The 20,812-nt window shown below is 59.5% G+C and carries 12 protein-coding genes and 1 pseudogene; 2 read left to right on the top strand and 11 right to left on the bottom strand.

Annotated features, from left to right (window positions below; all coding sequences use genetic code 11):
* Nucleotides 1-6: 6 nt before the first annotated feature.
* Entirely contained in the window at nucleotides 7-780 is a 774-nt protein-coding gene (locus tag EXW94_RS07495; protein ID WP_174339822.1) for an ABC transporter ATP-binding protein, read from the top strand.
* An 82-nt stretch (nucleotides 781-862) separates the two neighbouring features.
* On the opposite strand, the gene yegS is transcribed toward EXW94_RS07495, so the two are convergent.
* The 10 genes and pseudogenes from yegS to yegD all read right to left on the bottom strand — a co-directional run bounded on the left by yegS (nucleotide 863) and on the right by yegD (nucleotide 16,492).
* Nucleotides 863-1,762: a lipid kinase YegS gene (gene yegS, locus EXW94_RS07490; RefSeq protein WP_174339821.1), complete on the bottom strand. Its 900-nt coding sequence runs from the start codon at nucleotides 1,760-1,762 to the stop codon at nucleotides 863-865.
* 249 nt (nucleotides 1,763-2,011) lie between these two features.
* Nucleotides 2,012-3,373, bottom strand: coding sequence for a tRNA 5-hydroxyuridine modification protein YegQ (gene yegQ / locus EXW94_RS07485; protein ID WP_174339820.1), 1,362 nt, complete (start codon nucleotides 3,371-3,373; stop codon nucleotides 2,012-2,014).
* A 154-nt stretch (nucleotides 3,374-3,527) separates the two neighbouring features.
* Nucleotides 3,528-3,860: a YegP family protein gene (locus tag EXW94_RS07480; protein WP_010433711.1), complete on the bottom strand. Its 333-nt coding sequence runs from the start codon at nucleotides 3,858-3,860 to the stop codon at nucleotides 3,528-3,530.
* 134 nt (nucleotides 3,861-3,994) lie between these two features.
* On the bottom strand, nucleotides 3,995-4,717 hold the full coding sequence (baeR, locus tag EXW94_RS07475) for a two-component system response regulator BaeR (RefSeq protein ID WP_174339819.1): 723 nt from the start codon (nucleotides 4,715-4,717) through the stop codon (nucleotides 3,995-3,997).
* Nucleotides 4,714-6,117 (bottom strand): two-component system sensor histidine kinase BaeS, encoded by a 1,404-nt coding sequence (baeS, locus tag EXW94_RS07470; RefSeq protein WP_089599856.1) that lies wholly within the window; start codon nucleotides 6,115-6,117, stop codon nucleotides 4,714-4,716. Before baeS ends, baeR begins: the two co-directional genes overlap by 4 nt.
* Nucleotides 6,114-7,528: pseudogene (locus EXW94_RS07465) on the bottom strand (MFS transporter). Before EXW94_RS07465 ends, baeS begins: the two are co-directional and overlap by 4 nt.
* On the bottom strand, nucleotides 7,529-10,606 hold the full coding sequence (mdtC, locus tag EXW94_RS07460) for a multidrug efflux RND transporter permease subunit MdtC (RefSeq protein WP_174339818.1): 3,078 nt from the start codon (nucleotides 10,604-10,606) through the stop codon (nucleotides 7,529-7,531).
* A complete protein-coding gene (locus tag EXW94_RS07455) occupies nucleotides 10,607-13,729 on the bottom strand; it encodes an MdtB/MuxB family multidrug efflux RND transporter permease subunit (protein ID WP_174339817.1) in 3,123 nt (1,040 codons plus the stop codon).
* Entirely contained in the window at nucleotides 13,729-14,931 is a 1,203-nt protein-coding gene (locus EXW94_RS07450; RefSeq protein WP_174339816.1) for an MdtA/MuxA family multidrug efflux RND transporter periplasmic adaptor subunit, read from the bottom strand. The genes EXW94_RS07455 and EXW94_RS07450 overlap by 1 nt, the downstream gene beginning before the upstream one ends.
* Nucleotides 14,932-15,139: 208 nt before the next feature.
* Entirely contained in the window at nucleotides 15,140-16,492 is a 1,353-nt protein-coding gene (gene yegD / locus EXW94_RS07445) for a molecular chaperone (RefSeq protein WP_108416551.1), read from the bottom strand.
* Nucleotides 16,493-16,622: 130 nt separating this feature from the next.
* Here yegD and alkA point away from each other — a divergent pair, with 130 nt between their 5' ends.
* Complete coding sequence (alkA, locus tag EXW94_RS07440; protein ID WP_174339815.1) at nucleotides 16,623-17,495, top strand: DNA-3-methyladenine glycosylase 2; 873 nt, start codon at nucleotides 16,623-16,625, stop codon at nucleotides 17,493-17,495.
* Here the strand turns inward: alkA and EXW94_RS07435 are convergent.
* Complete coding sequence (locus tag EXW94_RS07435) at nucleotides 17,460-20,789, bottom strand: diguanylate cyclase (RefSeq protein WP_174339814.1); 3,330 nt, start codon at nucleotides 20,787-20,789, stop codon at nucleotides 17,460-17,462. The genes alkA and EXW94_RS07435 overlap by 36 nt on opposite strands.
* Nucleotides 20,790-20,812 lie beyond the last annotated feature (23 nt).

Here is a 20,812-nt window from a genome sequence, read left to right as displayed (position 1 = left end):
GCAGAGATGATCGAGATTAACCACCTCAACCTGGCGTTCGGCCAAGGCGAGAAGCGCAATCAGGTACTGGACGATGTGAATATCAGCGTGAAAGAGGGCGAGATTTATGGCCTGGTGGGGGAGTCCGGTTCGGGCAAAACCACGGTGCTCAAATGTCTGGCCGGGCTGTTTACCCACTGGGACGGTGAGCTGGCGATTGGCGGCAGGCCGTTGGAAAAGCGCATCAGCCGGGAACGGTGCCGTCAGGTGCAGATGGTGTTTCAGGACCCGTACGGCTCGCTGCATCCGCGCCACACTATCGGGGATATTCTGGAGGAGCCGCTGCAGATCCACGGCATAAAAGACCGCGACAGACGTATTCATACGTTGCTGGATAAGGTGGGGCTAAACCGGGCGTTTCGCGACCGTTATCCGCACCAACTTTCCGGCGGCCAGCGCCAGCGCGTGGCGATTGCCAGAGCGCTGATTCTTGAGCCGCAGGTGCTGCTGCTGGATGAGCCGACCTCGGCGCTGGACGTCTCCGTGCAGGCGGAAATCCTCAACCTGCTGGCGGAGCTTCAGCGTGAGTCAAATTTGACCTACCTGATGGTGACGCACGATCTGGGCGTGATTGCCCACCTGTGCCAGAAGGTGGCGGTGATGCAGTACGGCAAAATCCTCGAAAGCCTGACCGTCGACGCGCTGGTGGCCGGACAGGCCAAAACCGACTATACGCGGATGCTGGTCAATGCCAGCCAGCAGTATTCACGCGAAATGGCGCGAGAGGTGGCGGTGTATTAGGGTTGTGCGGTTTTTAGCCGGGTGGCGGCTACGCGCTCGGTACTGTAGGCCGGGTAAGGCGTAGCCGCCACCCGGCAAACCATCAGCGCAAAAGCGGACAATCCGGCGGTAACCGGCACTGCAGCGCGCCCGGTAAAACCTCAATGCGGAATCGCTCTCCGCTGAGCGGTTCACCATCAAGATTAAACGTCATACCGTGTGGGGCGATCACCTCAAACCATGCGGATTTCCCGGCAATAATGTTTGGGCTTTCCTCTGGCTGCGTCAGCGTGGTGAACAGCGCGGGCAGCAGTCCGTCGCCGGTGAAAATACGCAGCTGGAGCTGACCGTCGTTGATCAACGCTTCCGGGCAAAGCTGTTGTCCGCCGCCCGCCTGACGTCCGTTGCCGATGCCAATCACCAGCGCGTCGCCCTGCCAGTGGAAGTTCTCACCGTGGATTTCACAGCGGTCGGGCTTCAGCGTGTCCATGCGCATCAGGCCGTGGATCAGGTATGACACGCCGCCCAGCGCCGCCTTTAGCTTTTCCGGCGTTTCGCTGGTAATGCGCGTACCAAAGCCGCCCGTCGCCATATTGATAAAGCAGGTTTTATCATTCACCTGCGCAATGTCTACGGCGGTCGCTTTACCCAGAATTGCCAGCTGTAGCGCTTTCCCGAAGTCTTCTGGGATCCCGGCACTGGTGGCAAAATCATTAGCCGTGCCAAGCGGCAAAATCCCCATCACCGGGCGGTCTGTCGTCGACAGGTCGATAAGCGCGGAGGCGATCTCATTGATGGTGCCATCTCCGCCGCCGGAAATAATGGTTTTGACGCCCAGCCGGATGCCTTCATCGATGTACCGTGCCGCGTCGCCTTTTTCAAACGTCACCCGCACGTGAATGCGCGCACCGTCTTCCCGTAATTCGGTAATAGCCTGGCGAAGCACATCGTTGCCCGCACTTTTGCCGTTGAGAATCAATAAACTGTCTGGATAGGTTGCCATCCGCGCTGCTCCCTTTTTTAGCGTTAGTTAGAGTGTATAGCAGAGAGGAAAAAAGCGGGTAAGAACAGGATGAAAGGAAAAAAATAAGCCCACGTAAGGGAGATTACGCGGGCTAAGGAGGTGGTTCCTGGTACAGCTAGCATTTATGGGTTATGTTTTTCAGCGCTGGGGATAATACCCGTATTGAACGAAGCGGTATGTGATCCGATTCTAAGAATTATCCCGATGTGAAAAAATCCCGCTGATTGACTATTTGCTGTGCGGATTTCGGGTGTTTTCACCCTCGAAATTGCGCATCAGCAGTGCGAACTCCAGCTCGACCTCTTCAGGAACCGGCAGCCAGACGACGTGTCCGTCGCCCGGTGCGACGTCAATCGCTTCACCCTTTTTGTTTTCCAAATGCTCCAGACGGAAGTTCATGTTGCCCTGCGGGGTCATGAGCTCCAGGCTGTCGCCTTTAGTGAATTTGTTTTTCACCGCCACGGCCGCCAGCGCGCCTTTGCGCTCGCCGGTGAAATCGCCGACAAACTGCTGGCGCTCAGAAATGGAGTAGCCGTGCTCGTAGTTCTGATAATCATCGTGGGTATGACGACGCAGGAAGCCTTCGGTGTAGCCGCGATGCGCCAGACCTTCCAGCGTCTCCAGCAGGGTGGTATCGAAGGGTTTACCGGCAGCGGCATCGTCGATAGCCTTGCGGTACACCTGGGCGGTACGTGCGCAGTAGTAGTAGGACTTGGTGCGGCCTTCGATTTTCAGGGAGTGCACGCCCATCTGGGTCAGACGCTCGACGTGCGCGATGGCGCGCAGGTCTTTGGAGTTCATGATGTAGGTGCCGTGTTCGTCTTCAAAGGCGGTCATGTACTCGCCCGGACGCTTGGCTTCTTCAATCATAAACACACTGTCGGTTGGCGCGCCGACGCCCAGCGTTGGCTCAACGTTGGTCACCGGGATCGGCTCGTGCTTGTGCACGATGTTGCCGATGTCATCCTCTTTGCCTTCCTGGACGTTATATTCCCAGCGGCAGGCGTTGGTGCAGGTGCCCTGGTTCGGGTCGCGCTTGTTGATATAGCCAGACAGCAGGCAGCGGCCGGAGTAGGCCATGCACAGCGCACCGTGGACGAAAATCTCGACTTCCATATCCGGCACCTGGGTGCGGATCTCTTCGATCTCTTCGAGGGAAAGCTCGCGAGACAGAATGACGCGGGTTAGCCCCATCTGCTTCCAGAACTTCACCGTCGCCCAGTTGACGGCGTTGGCCTGCACGGAGAGGTGAATATCCATCTCCGGGAAGTGCTCCCGAACCAGCATGATTAAACCCGGGTCCGACATGATCAGCGCGTCCGGCCCCATCTCCACGACCGGCTTTAGATCGCGGATGAACGTTTTCAGCTTGGCGTTGTGCGGCGCGATGTTCACCACCACGTAGAATTTTTTGCCCAGGGCATGCGCTTCGTTGATGCCGAGCTGCAGGTTCTCGTGGTTAAATTCGTTGTTGCGCACGCGCAGCGAGTAGCGCGGCTGGCCCGCGTACACCGCATCGGCACCATAGGCGAAAGCGTAACGCATATTTTGCAGCGTTCCCGCCGGGGAAAGGAGTTCCGGTTTAAACATGATTGTTCTCGTTCTGATGACAGGTCAGATCCGCGTGCATCTGGTGCAGCGGTAAGGGGAGATCCCCCACTTTAAGGGCGGGCATTGTAGCGCTGTGGGGCAGGGAGGTAAAGCGCCGGGTCGCGTCACCGCGCTCCCGGCGTGCTTCGTGCCGTCAGGTGTTGTCTTTTACCGTCTGGGCAGACCCGTTGGTTTTGACCGAGGCTATGCCCTTATCACGCGATTGTTCCGTTGCATAAAGCTGGCTGCTGCCAATCACCTGATGGTTGCCCGCCTTTAGATTGAAATGGAACTTCCCGTTCGAGGCCGTTTTCTTATCAAAGCGCTCGTCCAGGGGGCTGTTTGTGCGTACGGAAGCAATGCCGTTTTCAGCCGCACTTTTGCTGGTATAAAGCTCGCTGGTAAGAATGATCTCACCGTTGCCAGCTTTCAGCACAAACCTGAACTGACCATCACTGCTTTTACTTAATTCGAACCAACCAGACATAGGTACTCCTTTATCGAAGGTAAAATTATCAGCACCAGTTATAAATAAGCGAACCGGTAAAAAGAGTATGGTTGATTCATGGATTGATTCCAGAAAAGAAAAACCCGCCAGAGGCGGGTTTCAGAGGGGATATGTTACACAATCCTGCAGGCATCCGCTTCCCAGCGATACCCCACGCCATACACCGCGCGAATGAACGACTGGTCGGCATCCAGCGCCTCCAGCTTGCGGCGCAGGTTTTTAATATGGCTGTCGATGGTGCGGTCGGTCACGACGCGGTAGTCGTCATACAGGTGGTTCAGCAGCTGTTCGCGGGAGAACACTTTACCCGGCTCGTGGGAGAGAGTTTTCAGCAGGCGGAACTCCGCAGGCGTCAGGTCCAGCAGCTTGCTGCGCCAGCTCGCCTGGAAGCGGCTTTCGTCGACAATCAGCGGGCTTTCGGCGTCGAGCACCTGAAGCTCGCGCTGCGGCCTGCAGCGGCGCAGAATGGTTTTCACGCGGGCGACCACTTCACGCGGGCTGTAGGGTTTGCAGATATAATCGTCCGCGCCTATTTCAAGTCCCAGCAGGCGGTCGATTTCTTCTATTTTGGCGGTCACCATCACGATGGGCACGTCGGAGAAACGACGAATTTCGCGGCACAGGGTCAGGCCGTCAGTACCCGGCAGCATCAGGTCAAGCAGGATCAGGTCCGGCGGCGTCTGGCGTAGGTAGGGCAACACCCGATCGCCATGGTTAATCAGCGACGGGGCGTAGCTGGCCGCGCGTAAATAGTCGATCAGTAACTGCCCAAGCTTAGGCTCGTCTTCCACAATCAAAATGCGTGGCGTGTTTTCGTCAATCGGTAACTCGGTCATGCTTCTCTCGATAAATCCCGTTCCAGAGGTAACTCTACTGTAATGCTAACCCCGCCAAAAGGCGAATGGGCGGCGCGGAGGGTGCCGTTGTGGGCTTCGACGATGTTGACGCAAATCGCCAGCCCCAGCCCGGAGCCGCCGCTGGCGCGGTTACGCGATCCTTCAGTGCGATAAAACCGCTCAAACAGTCTCTCCAGCTGTGCATCCTGCACGCCGGGGGCGGAATCCGCGAAGGTGAGGGCGAAGCGTCCGTTTTCCTGCCTGCCGGAAATATGCAGCCCGCCGCCGCTGTCGGTGTAGCGCAGGCTGTTTTCCAGCAGGTTGTTGAACAGCTGCATCAGCCTGTCTTTATCGCCAAACACCACCGCGCTGTCCGGCAGGGAGAGGTCGATTTTCAGGTTGCGGCTGGCAAAGCGCTCGCGGAAGGCGCCGCTGATCACTTCCAGAATGTTAATCACGTCGACCGGTGCTTTCTGGTAGGCGAGCGCGCCTTCGTCGGACATGGAGAGCTGATGCAGGTCGTCCACCAGCTTGGTCAGCGTACCCACTTCCGCCTGCAGCGAGGCCACGGATTCGGGCGTAAACTGACGCACGCCGTCCTGAATCGCCTCCAGCTCGCCGCGCAGCACCGCCAGCGGGGTGCGCAGCTCGTGGGAAATATCGGCCATAAAGTCGCGGCGCATCTGCTGGTTCTTCTCCAGCGTGCTGGCGAGCTGGTTAAAGTCCTGCGCCAGCTTGCCCAGTTCGTCCTGGCTGCGGGTGTCGACGCGGGTGGTAAAGTCCCCGGCGGCCAGCCTGTGCGTGCCTTCCACCAGCCGTTTCACCGGTGCCAGCAGGCCGCGCGCCAGCGGGAAGGTGGCGAGCGCGGCGAGCAGCGTCGACAGGGCGACAATCAGCCAGCTGGTCTGACGCTGCTGGCGGTCAAAGTTAATATCGGTATTGCGCGTCAGGCGTTCAACCGGCGAGGCGATCACCCAGCCCACCGTGGCGCCGTTAGCCGTGATGGCGCGCCGCGTGCCGTCCGGCGGTATCGGTGCGCGCGGCCCAACCAGCGTGCGCATGTCCTGGTCTATCACCCAAAACTGGGTGCGCCAGCCGTGTGGCGGCATACCTGGGCCCGGGCGGTCGTCGTCATTATCGTGCTCCAGCGAGCGCAGGATCTGGAAGATAAATCGGTCATTATTGCGCAGAAACCGCCAGTTGCCGTGCTGCGTATACTGCTCACCCAGCGCATCGCTTAACCCCTGCAGGCGCTGTTCGTTGCCGTGCTTGATGTAGTCAATAAACCCGCGCTCAAAGCTGACCCGCACCGCCCAGTGCATGGTGATCAGCAGGACGATACAGGTGGCAAAAATCGCCACAAAGAGTTTGCCGGTAATACCCGGACGCCAGAATTTCATGGTGCACTCCTTTTGCCGCGTCGGATCACGACGTTCTTTGTGGTGTCATTCGGGACTCTGGCGAAGATGACGGCGGGCAGGGCGATAATCACCGCCATGCTGAGATAAGTATATAAAAGACCTGATGCGCAACGGGCGTGTCCACGCTGAGATGGTGCTGCCCGTACATGCCGAGCAGCAAGCCCGCAATGGTCACGCCGACGCTCATGGAGAGCTGCATGACCATCGACAGCAGGCTGTTGCCGCTGCTCGCCAGCTCGTCCGGCAGATCTTTCAGCGTCAGGGTGTTCATCGACGAGAAGCGCATGGAGTTGATGATCCCCTGGCAAAACAGCACCAGCGGCAGGACGTAATACCAGCCCATCAGCGCCACGGCCATAAACAGCAGGCTTACCAGCGCCAGCCCCAGCGTGGCAGCGACCAGCACGTGGCGGTAGCCAAAGCGGTTCACCACCTGCACCACGATGCGCTTCATCCCCATGCTGCCGAGCACCATCGGGATCATCATCAGGCCCGCGTGGAACGGCGAAAAACCCATGCCAATTTGCAGAAACACGGGCGTCATAAACGGCAGCATCCCGCTGCCAATACGCCCGGCGAAGCTGCCGAACAGGCCAAGGCGGTAGGTGGGGTTTTTAAACAGATTCAGGCTGAACAGCGCCTTGTCATTCTCGCGAGCGTGCCACAGATACCACAGAATGGCGGTGATGCCGATAACGACCAGCATCCCCAGCGTCAGGGACGAAATGCCCAGCCCCTTTTGCCCGTCGAGCGCCAGCGTGAGCGTGGCCATGCCCGCCGCCAGCAGGATAAAGCCGAAGAAATCAAAGCGCCGCGTCTGCATTTTGTAGTTCGGCATCAGCGTCAGGGTGGCGATGGCGCCGATGATGCCAACCGGCAGGTTGATTAAGAAAATCCAGTGCCAGGAGGCGTACTCCACCAGAATCCCGCCCAGCGCCGGACCCAGTAGCGGCCCCACCTGACCGGGTAACGTCACAAAGGTCATCGCCGCCATATACTGCTCGCGCGGCACAATCTTCATCACCGTTAGCCGCCCGACGGGCACCATCATCGCCCCGCCAACGCCCTGCAGCACGCGCGCCATCACCAGCTGGTCGAGGGTGTTGGCCTGGGCACAAAACAGCGATCCGGTGGTAAACAGCACGATGGCGGTAAAAAAGATATTGCGCACGCCCACTTTGTCCGCCAGCCAGCCGCTGGCAGGCAGCATGACCGCTACCGTCAGCACGTAGGAGACAATCACCATATGCATGTGCAGCGGGCTCTCTCCCAGGCTTTTCGCCATTGAGGGGAGGGCCGTATTAACGATGGTCGTATCGAGCGACTGCATAAAGAAGCCGAACGCGACTATCCACAGCTGCCAGCGAACGTTATTGGGGAGGTCGGTCATTTACTCGGTCACCGTGGTTCTCTTTTTACGTGAAAAGCGCAGCCGCAGGCGGTCAAAGAACAGATAGACCACCGGCGTGGTGTACAGCGTCAGCAGCTGGCTCATTACCAGCCCGCCGACAATGGTGATCCCCAGCGGCTGGCGCAGCTCAGAGCCGTCGCCGCCCGAAATCACCAGCGGCAGCGCGCCAAACAGCGCCGCCAGGGTGGTCATCATGATCGGGCGGAAGCGCAGCAGACAGGCCTGGAAGATCGCCTCTTCCGGCGACAGGTTGCCGTTGCGCTGGGCGTCCAGCGCGAAGTCGACCATCATAATGGCGTTTTTCTTCACAATGCCGATTAACAGCATGATCCCGATGAGCGCGATGAGGCTGAACGGGGCACCGAACAGCTCCAGCGCCAGCAGTGCCCCCACGCCCGCCGACGGTAGCGTCGAGAGAATGGTCAGCGGGTGAACGTAGCTCTCATACAGAACGCCCAGCACAATATAAACCGTAGCAATCGCCGCCAGAATCAAAATCACCTGCGAGTTCATCGTCTCCTGGAACACCTGCGCCGTGCCGGCAAAGCTGCCGCGCACGGTGGACGGCACGCCAAGCTGCGTCATGGCGCGGTTGATGGCATCGCTGGCCTCTGAGAGCGACGAGCCGGTTGGCAGGTTAAACGAAATGGTCGAGGCCGCCGAAAGGCCCTGATGGTTAACCGACAGCGGCGCATTCGACGGCTGCCAGCTGGCGAAGTACGACAGCGGGATGGCCTTGCCGTCGCTGTTGATGACAAACATCTTGTCCAGCGCGCTGATGTCCTGGGTGTAGCGCGGGTCAACCTCCATCACCACCTTGTACTGGTTCATCGGCTGATAGATGGTAGAAATCTCGCGCTGACCAAAAGCGTTGTTCAGCAGGCTATTAGCCGCTGCCACGTCAATGCCCAGCCGCGACATGGTTTCGCGGTCGTAGGTGAGCGCCATCTCCGCGCCGTTGTCCTGCTGATCCGAGTTCACGTCCGCCAGTTCCGGCAGGGCGGCCAGCGCTTTGCGGATCTTCGGCTCCCACTCGCGCAGGGCGGCTAAATCATCCGAGAGCAGGGTGTACTGATAGCTGGCGTTGGCCTGACGACCGCCGACGCGTATATCCTGAACGGCCATCAAAAACAGGTTCGCGCCCGGCTCTTTGGCGAGTTTCACGCGCAGGCGGTCAATCACCTGCTGCGCGGTAAGATTTCGCTCGTCGCGGGGCTTGAGGGTAATAAACATCATCCCGCTGTTGACGCGCGACCCGCCGGTAAAGCCGGTGACGTTATCTACCGCCGGGTCTTCACGAATGATCTTCATAAAGTCCTGTAGCTTGCCGCGCATCGCCTGGAACGAAATGCTCTGGTCGGCCTGAATACCGCCCATCAGCACGCCGGTATCCTGCTCCGGGAAGAAGGTTTTCGGGATGGTGATATACATCCAGACGTTCAGGCCAATGGTGGCGATAAGCACCAGCCCGACCAGCCGCGTATGGTTTAGCACCCACTTCAGCGATGTACCGTAGCCTTCCTGCATCGCCATCAGGACACGACTAAAGCCTTTACGGCGCGGCTGGGTGTGGGGCTTGCTGCGCTTGAGCATCCAGCCGCACATCATCGGCGTGAGCGTGAGCGAGATAACCAGCGAGATACCTATCGCCACGGAGAGCGTGACGGCAAACTCGCGCAGTAATCTGCCCGGCAGCCCGCCCATCAGCAGCAGCGGCAGGAACACCGCCACCAGCGACAGGCTCATGGAGAGCACGGTAAAACCAACCTCGCGCGTCCCTTGCAGCGCCGCCTGCAGCGGCTTCACGCCCGCTTCCAGATGGCGGGAGATATTCTCCAGCACCACGATGGCGTCATCCACCACGAAGCCGGTGGCAATCGTCAGTGCCATCAGCGACAGGTTGTTAAGGCTAAAGCCGCACAGGTACATGGCGGCAAAGGTGCCAATCAGCGAGACCGGCACCGCCACCGCCGGGATCAGCGTCGCACGGCCTGAGCGCAGGAACAGGAACACCACCAGGATCACCAGCGCCACGGAGATGATCAGCGTCTGCTCCACCTCTTCAAGCGAGGCGCGAATGGTCGGGGAGCGATCCTGTGCAATCTGCAGATCGATGGCCGCCGGAATGGTCTCCTGCAGCTCCGGCAAGCGCTCGCGGATGCTGTTGACCGTCTGGATGATGTTGGCTTCCGGCAGCTTGCGGATCATCAGCAGGATCGCCGGTTTGGCGTTGGTCATCCCGGCGTTACGCACGTCCTGCACCGAATCGGTGACGCTGGCAACGTCGCTTAAGCGCACCGCCGCGCCGTTGTTGTAGTGAATAATCAGCGGCTGGTATTCCGCGGCGGTTTTCAGCTCGTCATTGGTCTGGAGCTGCCAGCGGTGGCTGCCGTCCTCAATCGCCCCCTGCGGTTTGCGCACGTTGGCATTGCTGATGGCGGAACGCACGTCGTCCAGCGACACGCCCTGATTAAACAGCGCCTGCGGGTTCAGCCCCACGCGCACGGCGGGCAGGGAGCTGCCGCCGACGTCAACGTCACCCACGCCGTCAATCTGGGCGATGGTCTGCGCCAGTTGCGTAGAGGCGAAGTCGTACAGTTGACCCTGCGAGTAGGTGTCCGAGGTGAGCGTCAGGATCATGATCGGCGCGTCGGACGGGTTGGCTTTACGATAGGTCGGTCGGCTCGGCATGCCGCTCGGGAGCAGGCTTTGCGCGGCGTTGATCGCCGCCTGCACGTCGCGGGCGGCACCGTTAATATCCCGGTCGAAGCTGAATTCCAGAATAATGCGCGTGCTGCCCAGCGAGCTGCTGGAGGTCATCTCGTTGACCCCTGCAATGCGCCCGAGCGAACGCTCCAGCGGCGTGGCGACCGACGAGGCCATGGTTTCCGGCGACGCGCCGGGCAGCGAGGCGCTGACCATGATCACCGGGAAATCCACCTGCGGCAGCGGGGCCACCGGCAGCAGCCGGAAGCCGAGCACGCCGCACAGGGTGATGGCGACGGAAAGTAAAATCGTCGCCACCGGGCGGTAAATGAAGAGGGCGAAAAACTTCACTTACGCCTCCTCTTCACGTTTCGGGAAGCGGCTTTTCGCCCACAGCGCCAGGCGGTCAAACAGCAGGTAGATCACTGGCGTGGTAAAGAGCGTCAGTACCTGGCTGACCAGCAGACCGCCAACCATGCCGATCCCCAGCGGGCGGCGCAGTTCAGCACCGACGCCGGTGCTGAGCATCAGCGGCAGCGCGCCCAGCAGGGCGGCGAGGGTCGTCATCAGGATCGGACGAAAACGCAGCAGACAGGCCTGGAAGATGGCATCGCGTGGCGACATCCCCTGCTCGCGCTCGGCGGCCAGGGCGAAGTCGATCATCATGATGGCGTTTTTCTTCACAATACCGATAAGCAGGATAATGCCGATGATGGCAATGACGTCCAGCTCGCTGCCCGCCAGCATCAGCGCCAGCAGCGCCCCGACGCCTGCGGTCGGCAGGGTAGAGAGGATGGTGATCGGGTGGATAAAGCTCTCATAAAGCACGCCGAGCACGATGTACATCGCGACCACCGCGGCGACAATCAGCCAGACGGTGTTACCCAGCGCGGCCTGGAACGCCAGCGTGCTCCCCTGGAACTGGGTCTGAATATCGGACGGGAAGCTGAGTTCTTTTTCGGCGCTCAGAATGGACTCTACCGCTTCGCCCAGCGAATATCCGTCCGGCACGTTAAACGAAATGGTGGTGGACGGGAACTGATCCAGGTGGTTGATCGACAGCGGGGTATAGCGTTCCTCTACGCTGGCAATGGCGCTTAACGGTACGATCCCGCCGTCTTTACTGGTCAGGCGCACCGAGTCAAGGGCGGCGAGGCCCGGCGTGTTATCCGTGTTGTGCTCCAGCACCACGCGATACTGGTTAGCCTGGGTGTAGATGGTGGAAATCAGGCGCTGACCAAAGGCGTTATAGAGCGCGTTGTCCACGTCCGCCATGGTAATGCCCAGACGGCTGGCGGTGTCGCGGTTGACGTTCACGTACGCCGCGAGCCCTTTATCCTGCCAGTCGCTGCTGACGTCGGAGAGCTGCGGCAGCGCTTTCAGTTTTTCCACCAGCTGCGGCACCCAGGTGCTGAGGGCATCCAGCGTGGTCGCCTGTAGCGTGAACTGATACTGCGTGCGGCTGACCTGGGTATCAATGGTTAAATCCTGAATGGGCTGCAGGTAAAGCGCAATGCCCGGCACCCGCGCGACGGCGTTTTGCAGACGCTCAATGACGGCGTTAACGCGGTCGTCGCGGTCATCCAGCGGCTTAAGGTTGATCTGCAGGCGCGCGCTGTTGAGCGACGGATTGGTACCATCCACCCCCACGTAGGCGGTCAGGCTCTCCACCGCCGGGTCCTTCATAATGATTTCAGAGACCTGCTGCTGGCGCTGCGCCATACTGGCGAACGAGACCGACTGCGGGGCCTGAAGCGTGCCCTGAATAATGCCGTTGTCCTGGATCGGGAAGAAGCCTTTCGGAATGAAAATCCACAGCATTACGCTGAGCGCCAGGGTACCCAGCGCCACGCCGAGCGTTGCCCACGGGTGGTTCAGCACTTTCGCCAGCACGCGACCGTAGGCGGCAATAATCCGCTCGAACATGCGCTCGGAGGCGCGCGAGAAGCGGTTTTGTTTGCGCAGGGACGCGTGGCTCAGCATGCGGGCGCACATCATCGGCGTCAGGGTCAGCGACACCACGGCGGAGATCAAAATGGCGACCGCCAGCGTCACGGCAAACTCGCGGAACAGACGTCCGACGATATCGCCCATAAACAGCAGCGGGATCAGCACCGCAATCAGCGAGAAGGTCAGCGAGATGATGGTAAAGCCGATTTCGCCCGCGCCCTTCAGCGCGGCGGCTAAGGGCTTCTCACCTTTTTCGATATAGCGCGAAATGTTCTCGATAACGACGATGGCGTCATCCACCACGAACCCGGTGGCAATAGTGAGCGCCATCAGCGTCAGGTTGTTGATCGAGAAATCGAGGAACACCATCACCGCGAAGGTGCCCACCAGAGAGAGCGGCACGGCGACGGCGGGGATAATGGTTGCCGGGACGTTGCGCAGGAACAGGTAGATGATCATGACGACCAGCGCAATCGCCAGCATTAGCTCAAACTGGGTGTCGGTAACCGACGCGCGAATGTTGGTGGTGCGGTCGGAAAGGACCTTCACGCTGACCGATTTCGGCAGGCTTTCGATCAGCTGCGGCAGCATCGTGCGAATGCTGTCGGCGGTATCAATGATGTTCGCGCCAGGCTGGCGCTGCACGTTCATTACGATCGCCTGCTGCTTGTTGGCCCACGCCCCCAGCCAGCTGTTTTCCGCCCCTTGCTCAACGGTCGCCACGTCGCCCAGACGGATCGGCGCACCGTTCTGGTAGGCCACAATGAGCTGACGGTATTCATCTGCAGACTGCATCTGGTCGTTGGCGGAAAGCGTCACGGCACGGGTTGGACCGTCCAGCGAACCTTTTGCCGAGTTGACGTTAGCATTGCTGATGGCGGTGCGGATGGTTTCGCTGGTCAGGCCCAGCGCGGCAATGGCCTGCGCGTTCAGCTTCACGCGAACGGCCGGGCGCTGGCCGCCTGCCAGCGTAACGAGGCCCACGCCCGAGACCTGCGAAATTTTCTGCGCCACGCGTGTTTCAACCATGTCTTCCACCTGCGTCATCGGCATGGCGGAGGAGGAGACGGCGAGCGTCATGATCGGCGGATCCGCCGGGTTCACCTTGCTGTAGACCGGCGGGTTAGGCAGGTCAGACGGCAGCAGGTTGGTGGCGGCGTTGATGGCGGCCTGTACCTCCTGCTCGGCGACGTCCAGCGAGAGCGTCAGCTGGAACTGCAGCGTCACGACGGATGCCCCTCCGGAGCTTTGCGAGGACATCTGCTTCAGGCCAGACATCTGCCCAAACTGGCGCTCCAGCGGTGCGGTAATGGCGGACGTCACCACGTCCGGGCTCGCACCCGGATAGAGCGTTACCACCTGGATGGTGGGATAATCCACCTCCGGCAGCGCCGACACGGGCAAGAAGCGGTAGCCGATAATCCCGGCCAGCAGGATCGCCACCATCAACAGCGTGGTGGCGACAGGTCGCAAAATAAACAGGCGTGAAGGCCCACCTGTAGAGCCTGGTGGCATCACCTGCATCAGGCTTTCGCTCCCTGTTTCGCCGGTTCAACCACTTCCACTTTCGCCCCTTCGGTCAGGCGGTCGATGCCGTCTGTCACCACGCGGTCGCCAGCGGAAAGCCCGGCGGCGATCACCACCGTCTGGCTGTCCTGAATCCCGGTTTTCACCAGATGTTTACTGACTTTATTGTCGCTGTTCAGTACCCAGACGAAGTTACCTTCGTTACCCATCTGCAGCGCAGCCGTTGGGATCACCACCGCGTTCTCTTCGGTCGCGACCAGCATTCGCGCATTGACGAACTGGTTCGGAAAGAGGGCATCGTCCTGGTTATTAAAGCGCGCCTTCAGCTTGATGGTGCCGGTCGTTGTGTCGATCTGGTTATCCAGGCTGAGCAGAGTACCTTCGCTCAGCTTCTGCTTGTTGGTGCGGTCCCAGGCTTCCACGACCAGCCCCTTTCCGGCTTTTTGCGCCTGCACCACGGTGGCAATTTCGCTTTCCGGCAGGGTAAAGACCAAATCGATAGGGTGAGTCTGGGTGATGACTACGATGCCCGTGGTGTCGCCGCTGGAGATCTGGTTGCCGATATCGACCTGTTTCAGGCCCACGCGTCCGTCAATCGGCGCGGTAATGCGGCTCCAGTCCAGCTGCAGCTGTGCGCTGGCGACGGCGGCTTCGTCGGCTTTGAGGGTGCCCTGCGTTTCGCTGACCAGCGACTGCTGGGTGTCCAGCTCCTGACGTGACACGAGGTTGGTTTTCACCAGTTGCTGGTAGCGCGCTAAATCGCGGCGAGCGTTGGCGAGGGTGGCTTTGTCTTTCGCGAGCTGTCCCTGCGCCTGGGCGAGGGCAACCTTGAACTGGCTCGGGTCGATTTCCGCCAGTAAATCACCCGCCTTGACCTGCTGCCCTTCCTGGAAGTGAATGGCCTGAAGCTGACCGTCGACGCGGCTGCGCACCGTCACGGTGTTGGCGGCGGTAATGGTCCCGAGGCCGCTAAGATAGCGAGGCACGGCCTTGTTCACCGCCGTTGCCGCCTGTACCGGTGCCAGCGCACCGCCGCGCATACCGCGACGGCCTCCGGCGGCTGGGCCCTGCGACGCGCTCGTGGCACCGGCGGGTGCCGGGGCGTTAGCGGATTGGCTGTGCCAGTACCAGGCGGCGGCAAGGACCACCACAATGACGCCAGCGGCGATTGCCCAGCGGGATTTGTTACTGCCTTTCATCGTTATACGTTCTCATCCTGAAACACTTCGGGGAATGATACTAGTTTAGTCAGCTAACACAGCGGAAAAATGGAGGAAATATGGAAGACTGTCAGGAATGGTCTGAGTGTGGCGATCTTTTTAGCCGGGTGGCGCTTCGCTTACCCGGCCAACGGTTCGAGGATTTTGTAGGCCGGGTAAGGCGAAGCCGCCACCCGGCACAGCAGCCCTACCTAAACATCACCTGTGCCCAGCGCGCCAGCCCTGCGGTAACGGAGCCAAAGTCATCCCCACCGGCAATCGGAATGCCCGGCAGCTGTTCTGCCAGCGCTTTCTTGATCAGCGGCGACCGTGCGCTACCCCCGGTCAGATAGATAACATCCGGCTTCTCGTTGCCGTTTTCCAGCGCCAGCTGCACCTGTTCCAGAATGCGCTGCAGCGGCTGAGCAAGTGCGGTTTCCAGCCCGTCCTGCGAAATCGCCGTAGCCAGATCGTCACTGATAAACGGCAGCGAGACCGCATGTTCTGCGCGGTCGGAAAGCGCAATTTTACTCTCTTCCGCAGTACGTACCACGCGGTAGCTCAGGCGCTGACGCCACACTTTATACAGCAGCGCGACCTTGTCGGCGTCCTGCGCGTCGCGCACCAGGTCGTTCAGGAATCGGCCGTTCGCGGTGCTGTAAAAATCACTTTGCGCAGGCACGTCGTTAATGGCAATCGCGTTCCACCACGGCAGGATCGGCAGGGCGATGCCTTTTTCCGTTTGACCGCCCATGCCGAGCAGCGGCATCAGGCTCTTGAATGCCAGCGCGATATCCAGATCGTTACCGCCTACGCGGCAGCCGCTGTGCCCGAGCAGGCTATTTTCACGATCGCGACGGTTATGCCACTCTGGCCCCATCAGCAGCAGCGAGCAGTCCGTGGTGCCCCCGCCGATATCCACGACTAATACGCGTTTTTCTTCCGTCAACGTGGCTTCAAAATCCAGCCCGGCGGCAACGGGCTCGTACTGGAACACCACGTCGCGGAAGCCCGCGCGGTGCGCCGCACGCTCAAGGATCCCCTGCGCCTGCTGGTTGGCCTCGTCGCCGCCCAGCCCCTGGAAGTTAATCGGGCGACCAATCACCGCCTGGGTGATGGCATCCGGCACCTGGGTCTGCGCCTGATTTCTGATGTGCAGCATCATGGCGCATACCAGATCTTCAAACATCGCCACCTGCTGCGGCTTCAGGCCGCTGGCACCCAGGAAGGATTTCGGTGATTTGACGAAGTAAACCTCTTCCGGATCTTCAATATAGTGACCGAGCGAGGAGAGACCGAACTGTACGCTGGACGGCGTAACGTCGATATCTTCTTCACGGTTAAAGCTGACCGCACGGCGCAGCAGCGCCTGGGTTTCCGCTGCGGTAGCAGGAACCTGGTGATGGCGGAACAGCCATTCGCTGACCGCTTCGCGCGTTGGCGCGCAGAGCATTGACGGCAACAGCGTGCTCTCTTTTTCCATTTTCAGGAGCTGTGGCTGTCCGTTTTGCATAATCGCAACCGAGCAGTTTGCCGTACCGTAGTCGAATCCAATAAACACGATGAATCCCCATGCCAGTGAGAAGGGGCGAGACTTTAACGAAATGTCTTCATGGCGACAACAGGAATATGAAAGCAAGGCGAAACAGGACCTTTCCGTTTATGCTGTGGAGAACCCAAAAGGAGAGACGATGTACACCCTGACCTGGCAACCCCCTTACGACTGGCAGTGGATGTTTAGCTTTCTTGGCGCGCGTGCGGTCACGGGCATTGAAACCGTCACGGGCAACTACTACGAACGCAGTTTCGCCTGCGATGGCCATCGGGGTGTCTTTCGCGTGACGCCAGATACCGCGGCCCATACGCTGGTCGTGACGCTCAGTCCGGGACTTATCCCGGTTGCGCAGACCTGCCTTGAACGTATAGCGCGCCTGTTCGATCTCGCCTGTAACCCACAGCTCATCGCGGATACGCTGGGCGATCTCGGTGCCGTGCGGCCGGGCTTGCGTTTGCCAGGGGCAATGGATGCCTACGAACAGGGCGTGCGGGCCATTCTTGGGCAGCTGGTGAGCGTGGCGATGGCGGCGAAACTGACGTCGCGGGTGGTGGCGCTGTGCGGCGAGCCGGTGGCGGATTGTCCGGGCTATCTCTGTTTCCCCACGCCGGACGCGCTGGCGGCAGCGGATCCAATGGCGCTGAAAGCCTTAGGCATGCCGGTAAAGCGGGCGGAGTCGTTGATTCATCTTGCACAGTCGGCGATCGACGGGACGTTTCCGCTTTCCCCGCCCGCGGATATTGAGGCCGGAATGAAGGCGCTACAGCAGCGGCCGGGAATTGGTCGCTGGACGGCAAACTATCTGGCCCTGCGCGGGTGGCAGGCGAAAGATGTCTTTCTGCCGGATGATTATCTGATTAAGCAGCGCTTCGCGGGCATGACGCCCGCGCAAATCCGTCGCTATGCCGAACGCTGGCAGCCGTGGCGCTCCTATGCGCTGTTACACATCTGGTATACGGACGGCTGGTCACCCTTAATTAATGGCGAAGTAACTGGTATTCAGCAGTAGCTCCAGCGGCTGCGCTTCAGCGATGGTATCGCCGTAAATGAAGTCGATACCAATGCCTGAAAGCGTATCCATGACGATCGGCTGATGACAGGGTCCCGCCAGGGTTTTCATCCCCAGACGCTGAGCGTGCCCCTGGATAATGGTCACCATCATTTCGTCCATCAAATTGCCGTGAACGTTGTTAACCACGTCGGTATCCAGCATCAGATAATCAGCCATGTTGGGGCTCAGGTGGTTAACGTCATTCATATCGCGTCCCACGTGGCTTAACACCACGCGGCAGCCCGCATGGCGGAGTTTTTGCAAATTACGCTGCGCGTTTTCATCCGGGTTGCGCACCACGTCAACCGGGATAACCAGATGCAGCAGACGGCCGGGCAGCGGGCTTTTCTCAAGCAAATCGAGCAGTTCATCCACCAGCGTGACGCTGGCTAATCCGGCTTCCGAGAGCGGCAGGGCAACGCCCATGCCTTTTGCGGCGACGGGCGCGGCAAAGGTACGGAAGAACTCGTTGAAGATCCGCCTGTCGAGGGCGTGCAGCAGTTCAGGCTCTGCCAGACCTGAGCGGAAGGCATGCTCTTCCTGCATTTCACCCTGGCTGGTCCACAGGCGGAGCGACAGCAGCCAGAAGCTGGCGCTTTCCGGAATGCGCGGGGAGGCGACGCTGCGGGCGATCATCATCAGATGATTGTCTTTGATCATATGCCACTGCTCGTCCAGGGACATCATGCTGCGGTTGCTGTGGATCCGCTCCTGCTGTGGCTCGTAGAGCGTGACCACACCACGTCCGCTGTTTTTCGAGGCATAACAGGCGATATCTGCCTGAGACATCACTTCCGCCGCCTGATGGTTACTCTCATCAATCAGCGTGATACCCGCGCTGGCGCCGATCCGGTGCAGCCGTCCTTCCCACGTGAAGTGATAGTTATTGATGGTGTTAATCAGCCGCCCCGCGATATAGCGCGCGCTTTCGAGATTGCAGTCCGGCAGCAGGAGACCAAACTCATCCCCGCCCAGTCGCGCCAGAACATCGCTGGAGCGTAGCATGGTCAGCATGAGGGATGAGAGTTCCCGCAGAAGGGCGTCGCCCGCGGCATGACCTGCCGTATCGTTAACGGCTTTGAAGCGATCGAGATCGATAAACACCAGCGCATGACGCTGGTGCGTCTCCTGCACCGTTTGCAGCAGACGTTTGAGATGGTTCTCGAAACTGACGCGGTTTGCGAGCCGGGTTAGCGCATCATGGGATGCGCTATAGCTCAGCTGGCGCAGCATTTTGCGCGACTCGGTCACGTCCTGAATCACCAGTACGGATCCAATATTGTGCCCGTCCAGTGTACTTAATGGAGTGATGCTGTAGTGAATGTCGAAGCTCCCGCCGTTGCGGCAGTTGAGCACCACGTCCTGTTCGATATCGGACCGTGACATATCGCCGCTGTGGATGTTCTCCATCAACGGTCCATTTTCGCCAAAGGTAATGTGCAGCACGCGCAGGATCGGTTGCCCGATGGCCTCGGTTTGCGGCCAGCCGCTCATCTTCTCGGCGACCGGGTTCATAAAGGTGACGTTCATGTCGATGTCGGTACAGATCACCGCTTCACCGATGGAGTCGAGCGTAATATGCAGACGTTCCTTTTCCTGGAACAGGGCTTCGTTAAGCTGCTTCACCTCGGTCATATCCATATTGATGCCGAGCAGGCGTTCCACCTCGCCCTGCTTGTTCAGCACCCGATTGGCCAGCGAGCGAATGTGGCGAATGCCGTCCTTCACCCGAATGCGAAATTCCAGCTTAAACGGCAGCCTTGCGATTAATGAATCGCGCAGCACTTTTTCAGCATGCTCCCGGTCTTCTGGCACCATGGCGTCATGCCAGAGCTGCCAGGTCGGTTTGATGTGCGGTGGGATTTCGTAAAGCTCGAACATCCGCTTGTCCCAGCTAATAATATCCGGCTCCAGATCCCACTCCCAGATGCCAATCCCGCCCGCTTCGTTGGCGAGCGTAATGCGCTCCATCAGGCGTTTGTTGACCCACTCGGTTTGTTTCAGGTCGTTAATATCTTCAATCTGGGCGATAAAATAGAGCGGCGTACCGTCAGCATGACGAACAACGGAGACGGCGAGCAGCGCCCAGACAACCTCGCCGTTACGGGTGTAATAGCGTTTCTCCAGCGTGTAGGTATTAATTTCGCCGCTTACCAGTTGCTCAAGTTGCTCCAGGTCGGTGTTCAAATCCTCAGGCCAGGTCAACTGCTGGAAGGTGAGGGACTGAAGCTCCGTCTGACTATAGCCAAGGAAATTGCATAACGCTTTGTTGGCCTGCAGCCACTGGCCTTCGATCCCCACCAGCGCCATACCGATGGCGGAATACTCCATCGCATTACGAAAACGCTCTTCGCTTTCGGTGATGTGCTTGCGTTCGGCGCGAAACGCGTACATCACCATAGTCATGACGTTGGCGGGCAGCAGCATCATCAGGAAGGGGAGCCAGGGGGCGTTGAACGCAACGATAACATTCTGCGGCGTTATGGACGCCGGATTTCTTGCCATCATCAGGGAGACCATCATGATAGTGGCTAAAAATACCAGGTAGGCTTCCATCCGCGGCAGGCGAACGGCGCTCCACATCAGCAGAACGATGACGCAGGTGAAAGGCCACGGGAGCCAGGTGATCGCCGCCCAACAGAGCACCAGCGTTATCACCGTCGTCACCAGTGTTTCCAGCAGCAGTTTCGGGTTACGGTGACGCAGCAGGTAGTGTGGTTTAAACAGCAGTCCTAATGGCACCAGCGCCAGCGCGCCGATGGATTCCGACAACACCCAGATGAGGAAATTACGCAGGGGTTCAGTGTTCGGTACCAGTAAATAAACCAGTACCCCGCCCACAAGAGGCGGGATCAACGCACTGCCCACGGCCAGGCGGATCCAGTCGTTCAGGTTCTGCAGCGGGTTGTACCAGGGGAGCAGTTTGCGTAACAGTAACGCCCCAACGCACGCCTCGATAATATTCACAAAGGTATAGACGAGGTTGAGGGATCCCCATGAGAACAGCATCCACGAGGCCAGAATATTGCCGAACGAACAGGCCAACGCAATACCCGGCCACATTTTCCCGGCGTGGCGATAAAAGGCCACCATCATGATGGATGTCGGGAACCACAGCGGTGCCAGCAGCGTACCAAAGCGGGTCAGCTCGAGTGAAAATAAGGTAAAAATGAAGGTGACCAGACCCAGGCAGACAAGTCGTAATAAAGGATGTGGGGTGGTAACCAAAACCCGTTGGTATTGTTTATTCATTACCGCTCTATCCAGGGACGCCA

The sequence above is a fragment of the Enterobacter sp. JMULE2 genome (assembly GCF_013337145.1).
Classification (GTDB): domain Bacteria; phylum Pseudomonadota; class Gammaproteobacteria; order Enterobacterales; family Enterobacteriaceae; genus Enterobacter; species Enterobacter mori.
The sequence above is the reverse complement of the archived record's forward strand: the minus strand, read 5'-3'. Positions and strand labels throughout refer to the sequence as shown.

Bases quoted from the DNA above. Each gene is read 5' to 3' on its own strand.
- EXW94_RS07495 (WP_174339822.1), top strand. From the start codon at position 7: ATGATCGAGATTAACCACCTCAACCTGGCGTTCGGCCAAGGCGAGAAG.
- yegS (WP_174339821.1), bottom strand. From the start codon at position 1,762: ATGGCAACCTATCCAGACAGTTTATTGATTCTCAACGGCAAAAGTGCG.
- yegQ (WP_174339820.1), bottom strand. From the start codon at position 3,373: ATGTTTAAACCGGAACTCCTTTCCCCGGCGGGAACGCTGCAAAATATG.
- EXW94_RS07480 (WP_010433711.1), bottom strand. From the start codon at position 3,860: ATGTCTGGTTGGTTCGAATTAAGTAAAAGCAGTGATGGTCAGTTCAGG.
- baeR (WP_174339819.1), bottom strand. From the start codon at position 4,717: ATGACCGAGTTACCGATTGACGAAAACACGCCACGCATTTTGATTGTG.
- baeS (WP_089599856.1), bottom strand. From the start codon at position 6,117: ATGAAATTCTGGCGTCCGGGTATTACCGGCAAACTCTTTGTGGCGATT.
- EXW94_RS07455 (WP_174339817.1), bottom strand. From the start codon at position 13,729: ATGCAGGTGATGCCACCAGGCTCTACAGGTGGGCCTTCACGCCTGTTT.
- EXW94_RS07450 (WP_174339816.1), bottom strand. From the start codon at position 14,931: ATGAAAGGCAGTAACAAATCCCGCTGGGCAATCGCCGCTGGCGTCATT.
- alkA (WP_174339815.1), top strand. From the start codon at position 16,623: ATGTACACCCTGACCTGGCAACCCCCTTACGACTGGCAGTGGATGTTT.
- EXW94_RS07435 (WP_174339814.1), bottom strand. From the start codon at position 20,789: ATGAATAAACAATACCAACGGGTTTTGGTTACCACCCCACATCCTTTA.